The sequence below is a fragment of the Occultella gossypii genome, from assembly GCF_019947135.1.
Lineage (GTDB): Bacteria > Actinomycetota > Actinomycetes > Actinomycetales > Beutenbergiaceae > Occultella > Occultella gossypii.
The window spans coordinates 189078-211570 of sequence record NZ_JAGSHT010000010.1 but is presented as its reverse complement, the minus strand read 5'-3'; the positions used below and the strand labels follow the sequence as shown (position 1 = coordinate 211570).

The following is a 22493-nucleotide window of genomic DNA, read 5'->3' as shown; positions in this document are numbered from 1 at the left end:
AAGGCTATGAGAGCCGAGCGGGGTGATCGGCGGAAGGTCGTGATGATCGTCAATCACGACATCGCTGCCGATGCGCGCGTTCGAAAGTCCGCGCAGTCCGTCCAGCAGCTCGGGTTTGATGTGACGTTGCTCTACGGCCTGCAAGGGATCACGGAGCCAGTTCGCGGCAGGCTCGGCGAGGTCACGACATTGGGCATTCCGCTGCCCTACGGGATGACGGCCACGAAGGCGAGGCTGGAGCGGGAGCGCCGGGCCTATCGGTCGGGTTTCCCCGGATTCATCTCGGAGTCCGATCTCGAATGGGCTCGCTACCAGAACACGCTGGCGGGGTTGCGCGCGTCTCGGTACCCGCGTCCCGTACGCGCGGTGCTCAGGTTGCGCCGGCTGTTCTTCGAATGGCGGGTTCGCTTCCAAGGGCGCAGGGAAGAGCGCATCCGCCGGTACTGGGAGCAGCAGTCCGATCCCGATGCCATTCCGCGGCGGCTGGACTGGCGTCACGAGGTGACCCAGTTCTCTGACCTGAGCCTGTCCTTCACGCGTGAGATCTGGCGGCAGAAGCCTGACATCATCCACGCTCACGACGCTCACGTCCTCAAGGCAGCGGTCAACGCCACCAACCACATGCGTGCACACAGAGCCCGGCCCACGTTGATCTACGACGCGCATGAGTTCGTGGTCGGTGCGGTGCGTACCTCCGAGCGGCAACGACGCGCGTGGGCCCAGATGGAAAGGCACTACATCAGGGCTGCTGATTCGGTCATCACAGTGAGTGAGTCGATCGCGGACGCTCTGCAACGGGTCTACCGACTACGGGACCGTCCGACGGTAGTTCTCAACGCCCCAGTGGTCGGGGATATCGCGGAGGCGCCGTCAGACATCCGCACGGATTGTGGTCTGGCCAGCGATGTGCCGCTCCTCGCGTACTCCGGTTCGACGGCACAGAAACGAGGCGTCGCAACCGTGGTCGAGGCACTGACCTTCATGCCGGAGATGCACCTTGCCATCGTCTGTGTCCCCAGCGTGACGCACAAGCTCTCACGCGAGTTGGCCAGACGAGCGGCCGAGCTCGGCGTTGCCGACCGGGTGCACCTGCTCGATCCTGTGAAGCCCGAGGAGGTGCTCAGCTATCTGCGTTCCGCCGATGTCGGGGTGCACCCGATGATCGGTGACATCCCGAACCACGAGATGGCCCTGCCGAACAAACTGTTCGACTACGTCTTCGCCGGGTTGCCGATCGTGGTCAGCGACCTTCAGGAGATGGGCGCCTTCGTGCGGCGGACCGGCGTGGGCGAGACATTCTCCTTCGGTGATTCCGCCGACTGCGCGAGGGCGCTCAAGGAGGTCTTCGGATCGCTGGACGAGTATCGCGCGACGATCACAAGGAGTTCGCTCGAGAACGGGTACTCCTGGGAGAGCCAAGAGGTCAAGCTGAGGGAGCTCTACTTGCGCGTGACTGGCTGATCAGTTCCCGACCCAGAACCACTCGGCTGCGGAAGCTGGTCCGTCACGGATCGTACCTTCCCACTGATCGGGTCCCGGAAGGCCAGCCCGGCGTACGTCGGCATCGTCGCCCAGTCGGTGATGTATCCGTGCCACTTGTCCGCCCACGTGCGGAGGTCGTCGACGCCGGTCCGACCGTGGAGCTGCCGTAGTCGCTGAATGTGGATGCTGTGGTAGACGTTGACGTTCTGCCCATCGATCCTCTTGGCGAAGTTGGTGGGATAGACAGTCGAGTCGACGACGGCTTGCGGGATATCGAGGATGCAGTGTGAGGTCCCTGAAGGAATCGTGGTCCTGCCGGCTTCCTTCCACTGAGCGTTCACGGGTGACGATGCAGTCGGCTCGTATGTGCCGAGCATCACCTCGAGAATCACCGTTGCCGGCTGGTCCGTCATGGCCGTGAAGCCGACCCGGTTGGGTTCTGGCGCACTCGCGAGCGAGAGGACTGCGTTGAACCGAACTGTCGTCGCCTTGGGAGTGGTGCCCACCATGTCCGCGGCAAAGACGTAGGGCTGCCAACGCGTGCCTGATCCGACTGGGAGTACGATGTCCCGCTCGCCGGCGATGTACAGGGTCACGTCCTGTAGGGACTGTGGGCGGTTTTCGAAGCGAAGGCGAAGGTACACGAAACCGGTCAGGCCGTATCGGCTGGTCCGCTTCACCGGTTCGTCATATAGGTGGAGAACGCGTGCCATGGTTCGAGTGCTGTCGTGGAGGAGGTCTCCGGCCTCCGCCAACCCAGTGATGTCGGAGAACTCCTGCACAGAAGCGAGCGCCGAGAGCCAACCGTTCAGGATCCAACTGTTCGGCGTCTGTGGGACTTCGGCGATCACTGGGCCAGCCGGCGTGCTGTGAAGCACGCCGCCGTCTTCGGCTGGGACCAGGAGGCTGCGGAACACGGACTCCGCTGCAGCGCGTACCGCAGCGTCCTCAAGAACCCTGCCGGCTCGGGCCAGTTGCACTGCGTAGTATGCCTGTGTCAATCCGGAGTAGTGGTCCGCATAGAGGCGGGCACCAATGCTCGGATTCGCCTCGTACCAGAACACAAGGGAGTTGTTGAACTCGCTCATGCGCGAGATTGCGGCGTGAGCGACGCGCGAAATTGCGTGCAGCAGTTCCGGTCGTGGCTCCCTCGCATACTGTTTCAGGTAGTCAATGAGTGCATAGGTGCCATAGATGGGGTGTGGAAAGACCGACCCATCAGGCTCTGCGCGACCGGGGTAGCCGTCAGGAAGGAACTCGAAACGGTAGAAGTCCTGCATCTTTGCGAAGTGGACGAACGGGGGCATGTCGGGCGAGCGATCCGGCTCGTATTCGACGGCGTCGATTCGACGATCCGCGGACGAGGCAGCAACCGACTCGCCAGGTCCTCGATGCATCGCCCCGGACGGGCGTCGGCGTGCCCGTAGCCAACGGCGAAGGTCAGGCCGCACGTCGGTCCTGATCCGCACGAAGGACGCGCAGTGTGCTCGCGAGGCCGTGCGCTATGTGCATCGAGTGTCGGAACCAGGTCTCTGGCAGTTGCTCGTCAATGGTCGATCGTGCCAACGGGCGCAATTGGGTCATCCAGTAGCGTCCCGTCGTGGGGCGAGCAGCCGCCTCGGAGATGACGACAAGGAGTTCGCCCATCGACCAAGACCGGGCGGGTGCATCGAAGCCGACCAGGGCGTTCCCATCTACCACGTGAACTGTTCGTTTGAGTCCTGGCACCTGACCCGTCAGGAGGTCGGAGAGGGCGTGTACATCGTAACGATCGACCCAGATGGGGGCACGGCTGAATCGCAGGATGTCCTCAAGGAGCATGCGGTCCAGCTCGTCGGTGCGGTCGGCGAGCGCCATCGTCAGCCCGACGCCGATGTAGCACGTGTGAAGGAGGTCTGCGCGGCTGGATCCGGGTCCGTAGGTCCAACCTCCCCCGGGGATGCGACGTCCCAGGAGGTCGCTCGCCACCTGTCGGATGCTGGCCGCGTCGGGGTGGCGCGGCCCGACGACCTGGGTGAGGACGCCACTCCACATCGCGGTGACGTTGTAGGTCGGGAGAGCATTGCCCGGAGAGTAGGCGATCAGGTCACCGTCCGAAGTCTCCAGTCGCGCTGCCCGGAGGAGGTAACCAGTGGCCGACCGCAGCAGCTCGTGCCATCCCGGAGGAGCCGCAGCGGGCGCGAACCTCACCACGCTGTGGAGTGCGTGGAGCACTAGTGCAGTCGTGATCACATACGTCTCATCGGCCGAACCGGCGTCGTAGGCGAAGCCGAGGCCCCACCCGGTAACACCGGCGTCGCACACCCGATGAGCCTCGAGGCGCGTCAACGACTCCACCATGCGAGTGGTCAGTTCGTCCTCACTCATGAGCGAGCTTCTGAACATTTCGACGCAGGCAAGGACGTACTTGGCCTCGGCCATAGGGTGTTGCTGAACTTCATCGTGGTGTTCGTCCGTCGAGAAACCATCCATACCTTGGTAGGTGTCCAGCAGCTCGCCGACCGTGGCGCGGATGGTTGCGGGCATGACGCTCCAGGAGGTTTGATGGCCGGGGGCACCGTAAGTCTCTCAGACACCGCGAGGTCGAATCGACACAGGCACGGGCTCGAGAGCCTCATCCTCGACGATCGGATAGTTTCAGCGTATGCGGATCGTCGCCGTCACAACCTGGTTCCCCACCGAACGCGCCACCAGCAGTGGCGCGTTCGTGGAGAAGGACGTGGCCGCGATCGCCGCGCGGCCGGGGATCGACTCGGTGGACGTGTTGCACCTCGTCCCGCCGCACCAGGACGACGGCTCTCGTGCATTCACGCACAACGGCATCCGGGTCCGGCGGGTGCCGATGTCCACCCGCTCCCCGCTCGATATCCTGACCGTCGCCCGTTCGTTAGGCGTACTCCTAGCCGGTGCGGACGTCGTCCACACGATGGCGTTCTCGTCGCTCCTGCCGTTCCGGATGCACCGCCCCGACGTGCCCTGGGTGCACACCGAGCACTGGTCCGGCCTCACCACGCCGGCGACGCTTCCACTGGCCGGGCGGGCGGCGCTGCCCCTGCTCAAGCCGCTGCTGCGGATGCCCGACGTCGTCACCGGGGTCTGTGAATACCTCGCCGCCCCGATCCGTGCCGTCCGCGGCGACGCGGCCACCGCCGTCGTGCCATGCATAGTGCCACCGCGCGAACACCTCACGCCACGACCGATGCGGCCACGTGCGCCGATGCGACTGGTCGCCGTCGGCGGCCTCGTCGAGCGCAAGGACCCGCTCCTCGCCGTCGACACGATCGCGGAGCTCGCGCGCCGGGGGGTGACGGCGGAGCTCACGTGGGTGGGCGGCGGCGAGTTGCACGACCAGGTCGTCCGGCGGGCTCGCAAGCGCAAGGTCGGCCACCTCATCCGACTCGCCGGGACCGCCGACTCGGCGGGCGTCTCGGCGGCGCTCGACGCCGCAGACCTGTTCTTCCTGCCCACGAGAGCGGACAACTTCTGCGTCTCGGCCGCAGAGGCACTGGTGCACGGACGGCCGGTGGTCGTGGGCGCCACCGGGGGGCAGGGGGAGTACATCCGCCCTGAGGTCGGCACCCTGGTGGACGTCCAGGATGCCGAGGCGTACGCGGACGCGATCGTCGAGACGGAGCGGCGGACCCGGCACCTGAACGCCTCCGACGTCGCCGGCACGATCGGTGACGCGTTCTCGGCTGCCCGCGTGGGAGCCGGATACGTCGCTGCCTACGCCGCGGCCGCAGCGGGTCATCGTGGTTGAACCGGACACCGTGGACGAACCGGCGGACGAGGTCGGGGTCGACGTCATCATCGCTGTCCACTCGAGGGAGCGGCCGATCGCGCGGGCCGTCAGATCCGTGCTCGACCGCAACGGCGAGGGTGTTCGCCTCACGGTGGTCTGTCACAACATCGGTGCCGACGAGATCCGCCCACTGCTCGACGCCCATCACCGCGACAAGGTCCGGTTCCTCGAACACACCGACGCCCACCGGAGCGCGTCAGGACCTTTCAACGCGGGAATCGACGCTGCGACCGCGGAGTACGTCTCCATCATGGGCTCGGACGACACCCTGCTGCCCGGGGCGATCGCGTCATGGTTCTGGCTCGCGCGGCGGACCGGCGCGGACGCTGTGATGGCTCGTCTCGTGCTGGGGTTGGAGCACAGGATCGTTCGGAGCCCACCAACCCGACCGCTCCGACGTAGGGACCTGGATCCGGTCGCCGACCGGCTCTCGTACCGGAGCGCGCCTCTCGGGCTGGTCTCCCGGGCCGCCATCATCCGACTCGGTCTGCGGCTCGAGGAGGGCGCCCAGGTGGGGGGCGACGTCGGCTTCGTGACCCGGCTGTGGTTCGGCGGGAAGACCGTGTTCGACCGGTGGGGGCCGGCGTACGTGATCGGGGAGGACGCGGGGGACCGGGTCACCTACGTCCAGCGTCCGATCAAGGCCGAGCTCAGATTCCTGCGGCATCTGGTGCGGCAGCCGTGGTTCGAGGAACTGTCGTTGGAGCAGCGACGCGCGGCATGCGTGAAGTACATCCGAATCCACCTGTTCGGTGCCGTTCACAATCGGACGGATCCGGAGTTCTGGACGCCTTCTGAGCGTGCCGCGCTCGCGAAAGTGGCACGCCGTCTGCTCAACGCCGCGCCGGGCGTCGAGGCGGTGCTCTCGATCACCGACCGCCGGCTCCTCGACGAGATCCTCGGACAACGCGACGACGCGGAACTGCTGATCTCGCTTGCACTCCAGCGACGCCGGCACGGCCGACCCGCGACGCTCGTGACACGGGACCTCACCCAACTCTTCGCGGCTGATGCGCCGCTGCGCATGATGGGGGCATCCATCCTGACCCGCTGAGCCGACCTCAGCCGACCGGCTCCGGTGGCGTCGGGCGGACGAGATCCCAGTAATCAATCGTCCGAGGTAGGCGCTCGACGCGAAGCCCCGGACGGTCGCGCGCCAGTCGCCAGGCGATCGCCAGCGACTCACTGTCCGCGTAGAAGACGTCGGTCGGGTCGAAGTCGTCGATGCCTGCTTGCCCGTGACGCATCACGAAGCGGGCGTTCGGGATGGGTTCGGTGACGGCGTAGATCATCGGGTGGAGCACTCGGTCATGAATGCGAGTGGCGAGTCCGGTGGTGGCAGCGCGTGCGTTGCCTACCCGCCGTTGGATGGCATGGGCCGCGCGCCCGGCACGGCCCGGTGCCCCGCCGGCGATCCCGGTCAGTCCCTCTAGGGCACCCAGTGCCAGTTGCGGGAGTGCGACAAGCATGGTCGACTCGAGGAGGTGGAGCGGCAGCCGGGACGTGGCCCGCTGAATATCGAGGACGCGCACCCGGCGGTCGAGGGCAACGGTCAGCGAAGACCGGTTCGTGATGACCATCAGGGCGGCGTCGCCGCGTAGGGTCGCCGGGACGAGGTCGCGCACCTTGCGACATCCGGAGGGGGAGTTCGCCAGGACCAGGACCCGAGGATCAGCGACGACAAGCCTTTCCGCCTCGCCGTCGGTGTCGGCTCCAGCGGGCTGAAGCATCTCGGTGACCCGATGCCCCCACGGACCAGCCGCGTAGCGTTCGTACAGATCCGCCAGGACTCGGGCCGCGTGTGGGTCGGGCGGCGACGATTCGAGTGAGTGGACCGCGGCGACAACGGCCTGTGGTTTCGCGCCGACGGGCACGAACCGGACGACCCCGGCAGCGGCAGCTTCGAGCAGGGTCTCCTCCGGGCCACCGCATCGCGTGACGACCACTGCCAGCCCGTTCAAGGCCGCCTCGACGGGAGTCAGCCCGAAGGTCTCGAACGCGGACAGGTGCACGAGCACGTCACCCCAGCTGGCCAGGTCGGCGAGGTCCTCGGGCTCCTGCGGCCCGGCGAACCTCACCCGCTCGGCGAGCCCGAGCTCGGCAGCACGCTCGCGCAAGGCGGTTTCGAGTGGACCACCGCCGACAAGGGTTAGGTGCGCGGTCGGGCGGTCAGTGTGGAACAGCGCGAACGACTCGAGCAACTCCTGCACGCCCTTGCGCGGGATCAGGTTACCGATATAGAGCCACCGGTCGAGTGCTCCAGGGCTCCGTGGCGCCACCGGGCGCCGTGGTCCTCGGACCGGGTTACCGACGGCGACCACCCGCGAGCCGTGTTGCGGATACAGGGACCGGACCCGCTCCGCCTCGGCCTCGCCCACCATCAGCAGTGCGGAGAGCCGCTCGAGAACCTGCCCGTACGACCTCCTGCCGGTGACGGTCCGAAGTTCCTCGCGCAGGTATGTGGCATGTTCGGTGACCACGAGGCGGACGCCGGCCGGAGCGGCGGCTGCCGCGGCCCATCCTGTCGGTAGACCCACATGCGCGTGGATGACCTCGGCGCCGGCGAGCGCGTCGTACCTGAGGAGCGCGTCGCGCTGCAGTCGGGCGACCTCCGAGCGTGCCGTGCTCGGTCGGATCGGGATACCGATCCGCAGGAGCTGACCCTCGGGTGTGTCGAGGATCTGTGTCGACTCGGCCGTGTCCGGCGCCAGACGGGTGAGGTGGACGATCCGGATCCGCGACGAGGGGATCCTGAGCGCCGCAACCGTGTCCCGGACGAAGACGCCGTGGTACGGATCGCCAGGCGTCGGGTACCAGGGCGTGACGATCACCACGTCTCGAGTCGGCGCCGGCGTCTGCTCGGTCGGCGCGGGCGTCATCGGATCAGCCCTCTGACTCGGGTCTCGAACGGTTCGAGGAGGACGTCCCGCCGGTACTGCTCGGCGTGCACGATGGCGGCCTCGTGGTCGTCGAGGGTCAACGTGCGGGCGCGCCTCGCCGCTGCCAGGAGGGCACTCGCCACGCTCGCCGGGCTGAGGTCTGTGCATGGGAAGGCGAGCGGATAACCGCGCATCGGGATCGCCGCCGCGGTCTGCGGGCTGTGGATGGCGACGATCGGTCTGCCGGTGGCCATGTACTCGTAGGTCTTGCCTGCCGTGACGTACCGGGAGCTGGGGATCATCATCACCAGGACGTCGAGTGAGGTGTAGACGCCCGTTAGGTCCGCCTTCGGCACCGGCCCTTCCCAGACAACGTGGCTCTGCGGCCCCGGAAGCATCGCCCTGATCGCCGGCGCCGCGCTCGGTGTGAAGCCCAGGTGACCGTACAGATGGAGGACGGCGCCGGCCAGCTCTGGCTCGGTGCGCACCAGGTCCCAACCCTGCCAGGCCTCATGCGGCCAGTGCTCGGTGATCGTGCCGATGCTGCCGAACCGCAGTGGCTCGTCACTCGGCGGGCGGAACGGTACCGCTCCCAGAAGGCCGGGGTCATAGCCGTTCTCAAGGATGGTCATCCGGTTCGCGGCGCCGGGATAGCGGTCCGCGTGCCACCCGCGCATCGGCTCGTTGACGAAGACGATCAGGTCGGCGGCGGCCATCACTCGCCCTTCGGCGGCCCGGGCCCGGTGGTCGGGTCCGTATGCATCACGCTCAGCGAACTGGTTGAGCGTCCAGGAGTCCCGGTAGTCGAGGACAAGGCGGGCCGACGTCAACCGCTTGATGATGCGTCCGGCCTCGAAGGCGCTCCAGGGATTGCCGGTCGCCAGTACGACGTCGATCGGTCGGCGCCGATTGACCCGGAACGCCCTGCGCACGACCCCGGGGATCCAGGCACTGTACTTCTCCGGGAACAGGGCGCGCTCCCGTGCCCTCGCCCAGGCACCGACGACCTTCGGGAGGTGAGCGCGCCGCCAACTCATGCGACGGATGTCGGTGACGAGATGATCCGACGGAAGACGCACTCGCTCCACCACGACCCGGGGGTCGACGTGCTTCAGGAGGTCGTCGTCCATGGACCCGGTGACGTCTTCGAAGAAGTCCCTCGTCGCGGTGACGACGGTGACATCCCAGCCGGTCGAGACGAGGTGGTTGGCCATCGCCAACGGTCGGAACACGCCGCTCGCGCGCGACGGTGGGAAATGCAGCGCGATCAGGAGGAGGTGGGGTCGATCCGACGACCGATCGAGTGTTGGCAATGGCTCAGCGAACCAGGTCGAAGCCTGTCCAACCGTGGCCCACCTGCTGGCGAGGACGGAAGGACCCGGCTCCATCGGAGGGATACAACCAGAGGGCGCCGGTGGCGGCATCGCGGGCCAGGATGTCCACCGTGCCGTCCTGATCCCAATCCGCGGCGCCCACCATGGCGTCCATGGTGCCCCACCCCGTACCGACCCTTGCCCCGGAGAGGAATCCACCCCGCCCGTTTCCGCGGTAGAGGTAGAGGTACCCGGTCGCGGCTTGCCTGGCCAGGAGGTCAGCATGGCCGTCACCGTCCCAGTCGCCGGCGGCGAAGATCATGTCCATCCCGTTCCAGCCCGTACCGATCTGGACGCCGGGGGACAGGCCTCCGGAGCCGTTCGCTGCGTAGTACAACAGCGTGCCGGAGGTACGGTTCCGCACGATCAGTCCGGTGCTGCCCGGCCCTGACCAGTCCTGGATACCGACGAACTGGTCGAAGCCGCGCCAGCCGCGTCCCATCACGCGTGGCGTGCCCCAACCGCCTCGGCCGTCACCGGGGTACACGAACAGCTGGGCGGTCGAGGGTTGGATTGCAATCAGTTCCGGGGTCCTGGTGCCGGAGAGGTTCCAGACCTGAGTCATGGCGCCCATGCTCTGCCAGCCACGTCCGATCGGGACCCGTGACCGCCAGCTCGCCGGACCGTTGCCGAGATAGGCGTAGAGAACTCCGTCGGGTCCGCGTGCGATCAGGTCCGGCTGCTGATCACCGTTCCAGTCGCGCTGGGGCGAACTCAGCGGCACACCGTCGAGCGTGACCGACAGCAGGGTGGAGCGCAGGCCGAACGCGGACCGGAACTGCGCCCCGGTGATCGTGACGGCACCCTGGCCGCCGGTCAGCGTGACCGAGGTGAGCCGGCCACCGTACGGGCCGCGACCGTCGCGCGCGACCGTCAGATCCCGGAACACTCCGATGCTCGGATACGCGGCCGTGATCTGGGCCCCGGTCAGCGTGACCCGCCACGGTGCATATCCGTCGTAAGGGTCCGCGGCCGCCGTCAGGTAGGGCCGAGACCCTTGCACCGAGTAGCCGCCGTTGGATGCGCTGAACTGGGTGAACGCGGGCGTCCCGCCGTAGAGCAGCACCACACCCGAGGTGTCCGACACAGCGCTGATGGTGCGTGGATGGGTATGGGTGCGTATGAGCGTCCCCGCGGCGGTGTAGTCCGCCAGTCCCTGAAAAACCTGGCATGACGTCGTATCGCAGGTGTCGTACCAAGCGGACGTGGGCTTGCTGGCCTGGTCGAACCGGGCGTAGGTACGGGCCGCCACCGCCTGCGCCCGAAGCGCCTGAATATGCCAGCTCGCCGGCATCTCCGAGGTGACCACCGACGGTAGATAGTTGGCATAGGTCGAGACCACAACTGTGCGCAGGTCCGTGGTCGAGCCGGGAACTCGAACCGCGCGTACGGCGCCGCGGTACTCGCGGTACGTCGAGGTGACCAGTTGCACGGTGCCGTCGCCGGCGACGAATTCTGCGGCGGTCGCACCGCTGAGAAGCGTGCTGAGGCCGGGCACACCGGGCGCGCGCCAGGTGTTGCTCACGTTCGCCTCGATCACCAGGGCACCGGAAACGAGCCTGAGCCGCCAGAGCGTGACCGTCCCGGCACTGATCGTTGTCGGGAGCGCGACCGACGAGGTTCCCACACGCAGCGAGAGGTTCGGCTCCGCCCTGACCCAGGTCTGTCGGTCGGTGTCTCCCTGGATCCAGACCCGGACGGACTGGGAGTCCGCCAGCGATCCGGTGGTCGTGCCGGGGTAGTAGGCAGCGAGGATCTGACTGTAGGCCTGGCCCGCTTCGGCCCGGCCGGCAGCGCCGTACTGGGACATGCCGATCCCGTGGCCGAATCCGCGTCCGTCGAGCGTGACTGTGACGGCTGCGACGGCCGACTGGCTGACGACGCCCGTGCCGGCCAGGAGCAGGCCGGTCAGGGCGGCAACCATCAGCCGCAGAAACCACCGTCGCTCGAACCGAGTTGGCCCGTCGACCACCGAGTGCATCATTGCGGAGCCCTCCTACTACAGCCCAGCGTACGTCTGGGCCAGGTGCTCCGCCTGGCGTTCCCAGGAGAATCGGGCCGTGAATTCCTCCGACCGTGCGGAACCGCCGTAGATGTCTGCATTGTCCAGGGCGTCCCGGATAGCTCTTGCGCAATCGCGGTGATCACTTGCCGTGAACGTCGTACCGATCCGGTTCTCACGGACGAAGGCGCCCATCAGTTTGAGATCGCTCACCACGATGGGTAGGCCGGCGAACAGGTAGTCGAACAGCTTGTTCGGGAGCGCCATCTCATGATTCGGGAGCCCAGCGATGAGCGGATGGATCCCGACGTCGGCCGTCCGCAGGTAGGCGAGGATCTCCTCGGGCGCAACCGGATCGATGAGGTGGACCCGATCTTCGACGCCCGCCTTGCGTGCTGCCTTCATCAGGAGGGCCGCACGCCAGTGGCTCGCATCCGGGACACAGACGACGGCGAAGTGGACCTCGGGCAGCAGGGAGAGGGCCTGGACCACCGTGGGCAGCCCGCGCTTCTCGTTCAGGACCCCGGAGTACACGACCAGCGGCGTTCCGGCTTCGACCCCGGACGCCGTGCGCACATCCGTGTCGCACGTTGACTCAACCGTCAGCGATGGGCTGTTCAGCACCACGCTCGGGGTGTCTGGGAGGGCATAACGGTCACGGAGAGCCTCTGCGATGGGCTCGCTCACCGTGATGACCGCGTCCGCTTCTTCGATGAGATCCGCCTCCATGGCCTTGAGCGCGTTCTCCTCGATCACCGTTCGCGCCACGGTGCCGGGGATGTATTCGTGGGCGTCGTAGACCAGGCTCACGCTTCGGCCGGCGCGGGCGCTGTCCTGCTTGACGCGAGCACCGGCACTGAGCAGGTGGATGTCGTGTACGTGCAGGATGTCCGGTGCCTCCGCGGCCATCCGGGCGGCGAACACCCGGTCAAGATCCGCAATGTTGGGCAGTTCGCTGCGCCAGATCCGGTCGACGAACCGTGCTCGCAAGCCGTCCACCTTGCCCCAGGCGGTCCGGAAGACGGGGTCCTGTGCGGCGCGGACCCTGCGGCGGGTCCAGTGGATGCCGCGACGGAACAGGATCTCGGGGGTGTCGCCGGTACGGGCCCGGCGGGTATTGAGCGCCGTCCGACCGAGTTCCTCCTGGTCGCCGTCGCGGTAGGCGGGCCAGGACGGCCGCCACGCGCGGCGTGCACGGCGGCGCTCGACCTGCTCGTCGCGGAGCGTGTACGCGACCGGCAGGCCGACTGTCCGGACCGGGCCGAGGGTGCCCTCCACCGGCGCGGTTGCCTCGAGTTCGCCGTACAGCAGGGTTACCCGGTGACCGAGGTCGGCCACGGCGACGGCGGTCTTGCGGACGCGCGCGTCGGACGCGATCCCGCTGGCCACCACCATCACTACATGTTTGCTGCTCACGGCTTCGTGGTCTCCCTCGGTTCGAGGTGGGTGATCTTCGTGGCGTCGGCGGTCCAGGCTTGCTCGGGCAGGGCACCGAGGAGGTCGGCGTACACGTCCCGGATGGTCTCCACCTGGGCGGCCCAGGAGAATTCGTGACGGAGCGCGGCGTCCCCGGCGATGCGGTCACGAACCTCGTTCACGCGCGGTAGCAGTTCCCGAACCGCTCGTACGAGGTCCTCGACGTCCCCCGCGATGTACACACCGCCGAGGCCACGGGCCGCGACGATGTCCGCCTGCGCGGGGGTGTCGCTGGTGATGATAGGGATTCCCGCGAGCAGGTACTCGCAGAACTTGTTCGTGAGTGCGACATCGTGGTTCGGCGCGTGCAGCAGGGTGCTCAGACCGATCGTGACCCGCCGGAAGTAGTGCGTCACGTACTCGGGCCGCACGAACGGGGCCACATGGAAGCGGTCCAGAACTCCGAGCGAGCGGGCTTGTGCGAGCAGTTCTCTCGTCACGGGGCCGTTCGGCCGATTGGTCACGAGGGCGAGGTGCATGTCGGGGAGTTCGGCGAGTGCTGCGACTGCGGTCTGAACCCCCCGGGCACGGTTCACACCGCCGCCATAGACCATGAGCGGAACGTCCGGCGCCAGCCCGACGACGTCGCGCAGGTCTCGGAAGCCGTCCGGTGGCACACCCACCATCGGGGCGTTCAGCACCACGTCCGGGGCGCGGTCGAGTCCGTAGTCACGCGTCAGCCAACCGGCCAGTGGTTCCGAGACCGTGATGACGCGGTCCATCCGCGGTACGAACTCACGCTCCAGATCGCAGTAGGCCCCGATGGTCAGCGCAGGTACCACGGCGACTCCGGCGATGTACTCGTGGGCGTCGTACACGAGCTTGACGTCGCGACCGCTCGCGGCGGCCCGGTCTGCTGCGTTCACCGCGACGCCGAGCATGAACACGTCATGGACGTGGATGATGTCCGGCCGCAGTTCGTCCAGGAGTCGTCCGAGCGACTCCTCGTCGGCCTGGGCGTTGGGCAGGACCTCGCGCCAGCGGCTCAGCTCGGGGTGCTTGCGGTAGTGCGCGATGGCTTGGTCCCGGTCGGTGATGTCCGCGACCGACACCGGTTCGGGAGTACCTCCGACCCGAATCCCGAGGACCTTGTTGTAGGCCCGCTCAAGCGCGATCTGACCCTGGTGGAAGACGGCCACCGGGTAGGCGAGCGCCCCGTGCTTGCGTTCGCGGACTGCGCGGGCGGCGCCGCGCCGACGCTTCGCGGTGGCACGGCGGCGGGCCTCCAGCCGGTCGTGGGTGTCGGCGTCGGGACGGATGAGGTCGCGTACCACGACGCCCAGCGATGGGCGCCCAGCGGGCGCGGTCGTGGCCGCAGTCTGCGGGATCGGCACCGGCTCCACCAAGATGTGGGCGTTGCCGAGGGCGAAACTGCGGTGGTACCCCTTGCGCACGACTCCGATCCCGGTGACCCGAAGCCCGAGGGAGTCCGCGCTGGCGATGTACTTCAGGACCCGGGCGTCGACGAGGACGTCGTTGCCGGGCATGTAGACGACGTGTGGCGGGCGATCCGAGGTCACTGCTGCCCTTCCTGGAGGAAGTCTTGAAGGATACCGGCCGAAGCGGCACCGTCATGTACGGCACGAACGAACCGGATTCCGGCGGCCGCCCGCTCCCGTGCGGCGGAAGGGTCGTCGAGAATGCTCTCGACGACACGGGCCAGGTCGGTCCCGTCCGCCTGGATGATCGGCAGCTCGGTCCCGCATGCGTCGGCGGCGTGATCGCGGACGAACTCGGAGACGTTCCCGATCACGACGCGGCCGGCCGCCATGGCCTCACACGCGGCCACGCCGTAACTGCCGAGGCGGAACTGGTCGAGCACGATGTCCGCCTCGGTGTACACCCTGGTCATCTCTGCCGCGGGCACGCCCTCGATCCGGCGATAGTCGATGAGGCCACGGGCCACGAGCCCCTCGAGCGCCGTCTCGACCAGATCGGTCCCCTTGACGTGACTCTTGCTCGGCGCATGCACCACCAACGGGATCCGGCGCTCCATCGGTGGGAGTGCCGTGTGCCAACGGTCCACGTCGACGACGACCGGACACCAGGTCGCGGACGGGAGGTCGAGAAGGAGGTCGGGCGTCGAGACGAACGCCGGTCCGGTGAAGGCTGCGATCCGGGCGAGGTTGCGCACCGCCCGATCCTCGAGCAGCGGTGTCTCAGGGACCAGATCTCCCCGGAACGGCGAGTGGGCGTAGGTTGCCGCATGCCGGCTGGGGAGCCGGACGTCGGTGCCGTGGGCGATGACGGCGACAGCCAGTCCGGCCTTGGTCAGCAGTTTCGACTCATTCAGGAAATTGAGACCATAGGAGCGCCCGAACAACGGCCGCGCAGCCTCGAAGAGCACGTGCGTGAACTCTCCACGCACGTACGCCAGGTGGCGTTCGTGGAACTCGAAATCGTCGAGGTAGGTCGCCTGCGGCACCCGGTAGTCGACCGGGAAGTCGAATGCTCCAGGCACATGGGGGGCGAACGAGACTGCGGACACCCCCGGAACGCATCGCTCGACGGCCCGCGCCCACAGATACCCCTGCCCGGCGAAGTTCGCCGGACCGACGAAGAGGCGGACCGGCGTGTCGGGCACCGCCGGTCGACCGTCCTCGCCATCCGCTGCGGTGCTCACACGTACCTCCCGGCCCATGGCACGCTCGACCGTGGTGCGGGGGAGCCGATCCTTGAGTGCCGTGATGAGCCGTCGAAGCGGCCCAGGCAGATGACGGCGCGAGTCTGCGACCGCGCGGGTCAACCTCGTGATCAACCGGTCGCGTCTGCTCATCGGCTCGTCCCGAGGAAGGCACCGAGCACCTCGGCCGATCGGGTGCCGTCGTGGACCTGGTCCACGAAGTTCACACCGTCCGCTGCCACGGTGGGCCAGCCCTCTCGCGCATCAAGGAGGTCGCGCAGCACCGTGGACAGGGTGTCCGGGTCGGCCTGGACTATCGGAACGTCGAGACCGGTGCTCTGCGCCACGTGTTCACGGACTGAGTCACGGATATTGCCGAGCACGACGCATCCGGCCGCCATCGCCTCGCAGGCGGCCACACCGTAACTGCCGATTCTGAACTGGTCCAGAACGATGTCGGCTGCCTGGTAGACGGCGGGCATCTTCGCCGATGGGATCTTCGTGATCCGCCGGTACTCGATGATGCCTTCGGCGTGGAGCTGTTCGAGCGTGGGCTCGATCAGGTCGGTCCCCTTGACCTCCGCACGGCTCGGTGCATGGACGACAACGGGTAGCGCATGCGTCGCCGGGCGTTCAGCCCGCCAGCGCCGAGGCTCGACGACCACCGGGCACCACGTGGCGGAAGGTAGGTCGTCCAGGAGATCCGGGGTGGACACGAACACTGGAGCCTCGAGCTCAGCCAGGCGGCGGGCGTTCAGGCGGGCCAGTACCTCGAGCTCCTTCGTCTTGCGGTAGCCAGGAACCAGGAACGGGGACCAGGGATTCTCCTGGATGTGTCGGCTGGGGAGTCGGATGTCGCTGCCGTGGCAGATCGTGGCGATGTGGACGCCACGATCTCGCAACAACCTTGCCTCGGTGCTGAAGTCCTCACGCATGAAGACCCCGAGCAGTGGTTGCTCGGCCTCGAAGACGACGTGGGTGAATGAATCGGTCAGGTACCCGAGTTGATCCCGCGCCCAGATCTCGTTGTCCCAATAGATGCCTACCGGCACCGTGTAGTCGACTTCGAAGGAGAACCCGGCCTCGCGCGTGGGAGCGAACGAGACCGCTGAGACATCCTCAGCCGTGCGTTCCAGGGCGCGTGCCCACTGGAACCCCTGCCCCGCATGGTTGGCCGGACCGATGAACACCCGGATGCCAGCCGATGAAGGGACCGGCCGTGGTTGGAGCCCTTCGGGGAGTGTGATCGGTCGTGGCTGCGGCGCCGCTTCGACGGTCGGCTCCGGCGGTGTGGGTGCGGCGGGCACAGCAGGCTTCTTGATGAGATCGCGCAGCGGCCGGAGCCGGTCACGGAGCGGTTTCGGTACCCGTCTCCACACACGGCGCAGTCCCTGCGCCCCCGAGTCGGTCACGGCCATTTCCCTTCCTGGTGATCAGGATGCGGCACGCTCCTGCTCTCACGGCCACGCTATTGTAACGATGGCCGGGAATCGAACCCACGCCGGGCCCGCCGACCGAAAGACCACGACGTGACGCAACCTCACCTTCTCTACGTTGCGTGGGGCTATCCGCCGTGCCGCGGCGGCGGCGTGTATCGGGCGCTGGCCACGGCGAACGAGTTCGCAAGGTCGGGCTGGCGGGTGACGGTGCTCACTGCAGGTCGGGACACGTTCGAGCAGTACACGGGTACCGATCCATCTCTGGAGTCCCAGATCGACCCGAGCATCGACGTGGTCCGGGTCCCGTTCGAGTGGCCGGCGCAGGATGCGGATATCCGCACCTACTCGTGGCTCCGTGCGCACCTGCCGCAGGTATGGCACCGGTGGCGCGCGGCCCTGGACACCGTGACGTTCCCCGAGCGTGGATACGGTCCGTGGCGTGCGCCGCTGGAGAGAGCCGCCCGCCGCATCCAGGAGACCGACCCGGTGGATCTGGTGCTGGCGACCGCGAACCCCTATGTGACCTTCGCTGCGGCGGACGCCCTCTTCGAGGAGGGGGTGCCCTATGTGCTCGACTATCGCGACGCATGGACCCTCGATGTGTTCTCGGGCGTGACCCTGGCGAGTCATCGCTCGAGAGTCGGGCGATGGGAGGATCGCCTCATCGCGCGGGCTCGTGAGATCTGGTTCGTGAACGCGCCGATCCGCGACTGGCATGCGGACCGCTATCGAGTGCACGCGGATCGGATGCACGTCGTCGCAAACGGCTGGGATCCCGAACTTCTCGGCGGCGACGAGCCGGGCACCGAGACTCGGGGTGCGGCAGTGTCGCCCATGACGGTCGGCGACGGCGACCGGTCGCATCCGCGGTTCGGGTACCTCGGCACCATGACCCGCATGGTGCCACTGGCGGCACTCATCGACGGTTGGGAGCTGGCGAAACGCCGTGGATCGCTGCCGCCGCACGCGACCCTCTCGCTGGCGGGCTATCTCGGGTACTTCGCGGTCCCGGATCCGGAGATGCTGGCAACGATCGAGCGCGGGCGTGCCATCGGGGTCTCGTACGACGGTCCCGTGCCCAAGCAGGACGTCGGCGACTACTACTCCCGGGTCGACGTGCTCGTCCTGGCGCTGGGCGCCGGCCGCTATGTGACCAGCGGCAAGGTGTTCGAGTACCTCGCCACCGGTAAACCGATCGTCTCCGTCCACGACGCCAGGAGTGCTGCGACGTCGGTCCTGGACGGCCATCCGTTGTGGACCGCCACCGAGTCGATCGACGCGTCCGCGATCGCGGCGGCGCTCGGGCGCGGCTGGCAGCTCTCCCAGACGGCTGACGCGACCCAGCGGGACGCCGCCCGGGCGTACGCCGACCGTTTCCGCCGGGACCGCCAGCTCGCACCGCGGCTCCGGGTGCTCCGGGATGTGGCCACGACGCCGTCGGAGTCACGCGGATGAGGTCGATCGTGCTCCTGGTCGGCGCAGTGGATGGTGCCGCCGCGGTGCCGGAGTTCGTGCGGCAGGCGCCCGACGACGTCCGCGTGTGCGTGGTGCTGGCCGGTTCGGCGCCCATCGAGGGCGTCGATGTCATCGTCGTCTCGGCGAGCCCGCTGCGACCACTGCGCAAGGTGACGGCCAAGCGGGCACCGCGTCATATTGTCGACGTGCTGCTCCGCCGAAGCAATGCCGCGGGATTCGAGCGGGCCGGCGCCCGGAACCCTGCAGCGCTTGGCGCTCTGGAGTCCGCCGATGTCATCGTCGCTCTGGACGCCGACGCCGTCCCGCTGGCGTGGCGGGCCGGTCGGCTGAATCGTTCAGCCGCGATCCTCAACGGCCTCCAGGCGGGGTTGCGCGCCCTCCGGGTGACGTAGGGCGTCGACCTCGTCGTCCGCATCGATCTCGTCGGCATCCGGGTCCGGATCGTCGACCGTCTCCGAGGCGGGCTGCGGATCGTGGACCGGCTCAAGGGCGGGCCACGGGTCGAGCGCACCGGTATCGGACTCGGACACCTCCCAGGGCGTCGGGTCCGTGGGCGCCTCCGGTTCGATCCCGCTGACGCTGGTGTAGAGGTCCAACAGCGTGGTGGCCTGGTGCTGCCACGAGAGTTCCTCGAGCAGCGGCCCGGTGATCGCTGCCCGGTAGGTCGCCAGGTCGGCGAGAAGGGCACTGACGGCACGGGAGAGGTCGGCGGCGTCCTCGGCGATGAACACCTCGCCGACGCCGTGCTCGCGCACGAACGCCGACGGTGTGGCCAAGTCGCTGACCAGGAGTGGCAGGCCCCCGTGGAGGTACTCGGTCAGTTTGGTCGGCAGTGATGCCTCGTAGTTCGGGTAGTGGATACCAGCGAACACTCCGATGTCGGCCGAGGACAGATACGCCGAGATCTGGAACGTCGGGACGTAGGGCGCGGTGTGCACCCGACCCCGGACACCGAGGGCCGCGGCGCTCTTCAGCAGATCACGCAACGGACCGGCGCTGGTCTCGGGCTCCCGCGTGACGATCGCCAGATGCACGTCCGGCAGGGTCGCCAACGCTTCGACGACGGTGTGAAGGCCGCGGCGAGGGTCGACGGACCCGCTGCTCACGATCAGTGGGACGCCCGCGGCCAGCCCGATTCGCTCGCGCAGGCTCGGTGCATCCTCGACGCTTACATCGGCGAGCGGGGCATTTCGGACGACTGCCGGTGGCTCATCGAGCCCGTACTCGTCGGCGAGCATCAGCGCGATCTCCGGGCTGACCGTGACCAGGGCGTCGGGTGCCTGGATGTACTCGCGCTCGTGGTCCACGTAGGCGGCTGTGATCCGCTCCGAGCCCCAGTCCACGGCGGAAACGTGTTCGTGAAGATCGTGGATCCAACCCACCGCGTGGCCACGGGCTCGGAGAGCGGAGACGGCCTCGTGCGCCACACCGATCATCGCAGGGTCGTTCGAGTGGATCAGATCAGGGGCCAGTGTCACCAGGGCCGGTGCGAACGCATCCCGCCAGTCGAGGAAGGCGGGCAGATCCTCCCGCCACGTGACCTCGTCGGCAGCCTTGACCGGGAGTGCGCTGTGATGGCTGCCGGCCCCCCAGGACCTGACCTTGTGGGTCAGGCGCGGAGCGACCAGGCGCGCCTCGAGCAGCGACCGCCGAAGGATCGCGGTGATCCCTCCGTCCTGGGGGAGCTGGTTGCGTTCCCGGCGGATCCGGCGGCTCAGCCTGCGGCCGGCGTTGGCCCGCTCGGACCAGTGACGATAGGCACCTGGAAATAGGGGCTCGCGGATCTCGAGCCACCGGGCAGCGTACGCGTCGCGGTGCGCGGTCCCGATCCCGCGCCGGATCACCCGAACGGGTCCGAGCCAGGATCTGGGCTCCCCGCCGATCCCGTCGAAGCCGAGCAGGGCGACCTCCCAGCCTGCCCGGGCTGCCGATAGCGCGGCCTTCTGCACGCGGGAATCACCGGTGATCTTGCTCTGTACGACGATGACCAGCCGTGGCTTGCGTGTGCTCACTCGTTGTCCCCCGAGGAATCAGTTCCGGATGTGTCGTTGACAAGGCTGGTGACGGTGCTGACGAAGTCCGCTGTGGGCTTGGCTCCGACGAGTTCGCTCGTGCGCCAGGCGAGTACCCGTTCGCGGGTTCGGGCCAGGTCGTCAGGCTCACCGGCCCAACGGCCGAGCACCTCGGCGGCCTCGGCCGCGCCGGTGACCACAGCCCCGGCACCGATGGAGCGGACGAGTTCGGCGGGCCGGGGGAGCGCGGAGGTGAGTACTGGAAGACCCGTGGCGAGGTATTCGAAGACCTTGGACGGCATGGCGGCCCGGAACGCCGGCGTGTCGTCCAGCAGCGACAACCCGACACTCGCACCAGCCGCCGCTGTCCAGGCCTCCTGTGGTGGGAGCCGGTCGTGCCATTGCACCCGCGAGGCAAGATCGGGGTCACTGGCGAGGCGATCCTCGTACCGGCTCCGGTCCGAATCGGCCATGGGACCGATGAGCTCGAGCCGCCAGCCGGGGGCGGCGGCGATTGCGTCGAGCATCGTGAACAGGCCGCGACTCGCGCGCACATCGCCGATGTAGAGCGCTCGCGGCGGCGCCTGCGGAACTGCCGGTTCTGGCAGCATGGCCAGGTCCGGGAGGTTGCGCAGGAGCACGCGGTTGTTCAATTCGGGTAACAGGTGGACATCGGCGACGATCACGGCGTCGGAGTGGCTTGCCGCGAAGATGCCCAGCCGGGCCCACACCGCAGCGGGGACTCGGCGGATACCCCGGGCCCAGACACGGTCCGAGAGGACGGCGCGATAGTCCTCATGAACGTCGCTGACAACCCGCCTCCGGGTGAGTCTCGCGGCCAACCAGGACGCGAACGATGAGTCGGGATCCAAGGCCATCACCACGCGGCCTCGCGACCGCCATGGCAGGGACATCGCGAACCAGGCACGTCGGAGGCCGTGTCGACGTGGCCAGACTCGCACCTGGGCGCCCTGGGGCCCGTCCGTCATGGCGCCGAGACCGAGGATCTCGACGCTGACTCCGGCGCGTCTAAGGGCGGCGACCTGACGGTGCAGCCGGGCGTCGGCAACGTCATGCGCCGAGGTGATGATGGACAGATCGAACTGGTGCACGTTTCCGTCAGAGGTCCTCGAAGGTATAGGCGTTCTCGCCCACCTTGAGGAAGTTGGTGTACGCGCGGATCGCCCGGCGCGGCGAGCCCTGCATGATCAGTTTGCCCTTGTGGATCCAGAGCACCTCGTTGCACATCTCGCGTATCGAACCGAGCGAGTGGGACACCAGGAACATCGCCCGGGCGTCCTCCATGAGTTCGGCCATCTTCGCGGTCGCCTTGACCTTGAAACTTGCGTCACCGGCCGAGAGTGCCTCGTCCACGAGCAGGATGTCGGGATCCATGTGCACCGATACCGAGAATGCCAGGCGTTGATACATACCCGAGGAGTACGTCCGCATCGGCATATCCATGAAGTCGCCGATCTCGGCGAACTCCGCGACCTCGGCAGCGCGTTCGTTGACTTGGCTTCGTGACAGTCCGGCCGCGAGGCCGCCCAGAATCACGTTCTCCCGTCCGGTGAGGTTCGGATTGAACCCGACGCCGAGGGCGAGGAGCGCGCTGATCCGACCCCGGACCTCGATGCGTCCCTGGCTGGGAGGCAAGACTCCGGCAAGTGCGCGCATCAGCGTCGACTTCCCGGCTCCGTTCGCCCCGATGATGCCCACCGACGTACCTGGCTTGATGTCGAACGACATGTCCTTGATCGCGTCGACGACCTTCACCTGCCGTTCCCCCCGGCCGAGGCGGACGATGGTGCTCTTGAGCGTGGGCGCGGCCTCGAACGTAGTCCTGTAGGTGATGGAGACGTTCTGAACGGACACGACCGGAGGCTCGGTGGGCGTCACCGATCGCTTGGCTGGGACCTCGGGCACCGG

The 22493-nt window shown here is 67.8% G+C and carries 17 protein-coding genes; 5 read left to right on the top strand and 12 right to left on the bottom strand.

All coding sequences use genetic code 11. The annotated features are described in order from the left end of the window. The first annotated feature begins 42 nt into the window (after positions 1-42). On the top strand, positions 43-1461 hold the full coding sequence (locus tag KCQ71_RS09910) for a glycosyltransferase (RefSeq protein WP_223405344.1): 1419 nt from the start codon (positions 43-45) through the stop codon (positions 1459-1461). Here KCQ71_RS09910 and KCQ71_RS09905 read toward each other — a convergent pair. Together KCQ71_RS09905 and KCQ71_RS09900 are read right to left on the bottom strand one after the other, a co-directional pair. Further along, a complete protein-coding gene (locus tag KCQ71_RS09905) occupies positions 1440-2789 on the bottom strand; it encodes a D-glucuronyl C5-epimerase family protein (RefSeq protein ID WP_223405342.1) in 1350 nt (449 codons plus the stop codon). The genes KCQ71_RS09910 and KCQ71_RS09905 overlap by 22 nt on opposite strands. Before the next feature lie 133 nt (positions 2790-2922). After that, positions 2923-4008: a prenyltransferase/squalene oxidase repeat-containing protein gene (locus KCQ71_RS09900; RefSeq protein WP_223405340.1), complete on the bottom strand. Its 1086-nt coding sequence runs from the start codon at positions 4006-4008 to the stop codon at positions 2923-2925. Between the two features lie 118 nt (positions 4009-4126). On the opposite strand from KCQ71_RS09900, the gene KCQ71_RS09895 reads away from it, so the two are divergent. Continuing rightward, positions 4127-5242: a glycosyltransferase gene (locus tag KCQ71_RS09895; RefSeq protein WP_223405338.1), complete on the top strand. Its 1116-nt coding sequence runs from the start codon at positions 4127-4129 to the stop codon at positions 5240-5242. Next, complete coding sequence (locus tag KCQ71_RS09890; RefSeq protein ID WP_223405335.1) at positions 5235-6338, top strand: glycosyltransferase; 1104 nt, start codon at positions 5235-5237, stop codon at positions 6336-6338. Before KCQ71_RS09895 ends, KCQ71_RS09890 begins: the two co-directional genes overlap by 8 nt. Before the next feature lie 7 nt (positions 6339-6345). On the opposite strand, the gene KCQ71_RS09885 is transcribed toward KCQ71_RS09890, so the two are convergent. The 7 genes from KCQ71_RS09885 to KCQ71_RS09855 form a co-directional block, all read right to left on the bottom strand. After that, entirely contained in the window at positions 6346-8163 is a 1818-nt protein-coding gene (locus tag KCQ71_RS09885) for a glycosyltransferase family 4 protein (protein ID WP_223405334.1), read from the bottom strand. Beyond that, positions 8160-9377 carry a glycosyltransferase gene (locus tag KCQ71_RS09880; protein WP_223405332.1) on the bottom strand — a complete coding sequence of 406 codons (1218 nt, stop codon included), beginning with the start codon at positions 9375-9377 and terminating at the stop codon, positions 8160-8162. Before KCQ71_RS09880 ends, KCQ71_RS09885 begins: the two co-directional genes overlap by 4 nt. Positions 9378-9480: 103 nt before the next feature. Next, entirely contained in the window at positions 9481-11460 is a 1980-nt protein-coding gene (locus tag KCQ71_RS09875; RefSeq protein WP_223405329.1) for a SpoIID/LytB domain-containing protein, read from the bottom strand. Between the two features lie 75 nt (positions 11461-11535). Beyond that, positions 11536-12954, bottom strand: coding sequence for a glycosyltransferase family 4 protein (locus KCQ71_RS09870; protein ID WP_223405328.1), 1419 nt, complete (start codon positions 12952-12954; stop codon positions 11536-11538). Beyond that, a complete protein-coding gene (locus tag KCQ71_RS09865) occupies positions 12951-14534 on the bottom strand; it encodes a glycosyltransferase family 4 protein (protein ID WP_223405326.1) in 1584 nt (527 codons plus the stop codon). The genes KCQ71_RS09870 and KCQ71_RS09865 overlap by 4 nt, the downstream gene beginning before the upstream one ends. Beyond that, positions 14531-15637 carry a glycosyltransferase gene (locus tag KCQ71_RS09860; RefSeq protein ID WP_223405324.1) on the bottom strand — a complete coding sequence of 369 codons (1107 nt, stop codon included), beginning with the start codon at positions 15635-15637 and terminating at the stop codon, positions 14531-14533. Before KCQ71_RS09860 ends, KCQ71_RS09865 begins: the two co-directional genes overlap by 4 nt. A 149-nt stretch (positions 15638-15786) precedes the next feature. Continuing rightward, positions 15787-16944 (bottom strand): glycosyltransferase family protein, encoded by a 1158-nt coding sequence (locus KCQ71_RS09855; protein WP_223405322.1) that lies wholly within the window; start codon positions 16942-16944, stop codon positions 15787-15789. Between the two features lie 339 nt (positions 16945-17283). Here KCQ71_RS09855 and KCQ71_RS09850 point away from each other — a divergent pair, with 339 nt between their 5' ends. Beyond that, positions 17284-18531 (top strand): glycosyltransferase, encoded by a 1248-nt coding sequence (locus KCQ71_RS09850; RefSeq protein WP_372453988.1) that lies wholly within the window; start codon positions 17284-17286, stop codon positions 18529-18531. Beyond that, positions 18528-18944, top strand: a complete 417-nt coding sequence (locus KCQ71_RS09845; protein WP_223405318.1) for a hypothetical protein — start codon at positions 18528-18530, stop codon at positions 18942-18944. Before KCQ71_RS09850 ends, KCQ71_RS09845 begins: the two co-directional genes overlap by 4 nt. Here KCQ71_RS09845 and KCQ71_RS09840 read toward each other — a convergent pair. The 3 genes from KCQ71_RS09840 to KCQ71_RS09830 are packed head-to-tail and all read right to left on the bottom strand — an operon-like array spanning position 18888 to position 22439. Beyond that, the gene (locus tag KCQ71_RS09840) at positions 18888-20564 is read right to left on the bottom strand and encodes a glycosyltransferase family 4 protein (protein ID WP_223405316.1); all 1677 of its coding nucleotides are present in this window, start codon (positions 20562-20564) and stop codon (positions 18888-18890) included. The two genes, KCQ71_RS09845 and KCQ71_RS09840, sit on opposite strands and share 57 nt — an antisense overlap. Next, positions 20561-21676: a glycosyltransferase family protein gene (locus KCQ71_RS09835; protein WP_223405314.1), complete on the bottom strand. Its 1116-nt coding sequence runs from the start codon at positions 21674-21676 to the stop codon at positions 20561-20563. Before KCQ71_RS09835 ends, KCQ71_RS09840 begins: the two co-directional genes overlap by 4 nt. Positions 21677-21683: 7 nt before the next feature. Next, the gene (locus tag KCQ71_RS09830) at positions 21684-22439 is read right to left on the bottom strand and encodes an ABC transporter ATP-binding protein (protein ID WP_223405312.1); all 756 of its coding nucleotides are present in this window, start codon (positions 22437-22439) and stop codon (positions 21684-21686) included. Between the last annotated feature and the right edge of the window lie 54 nt (positions 22440-22493).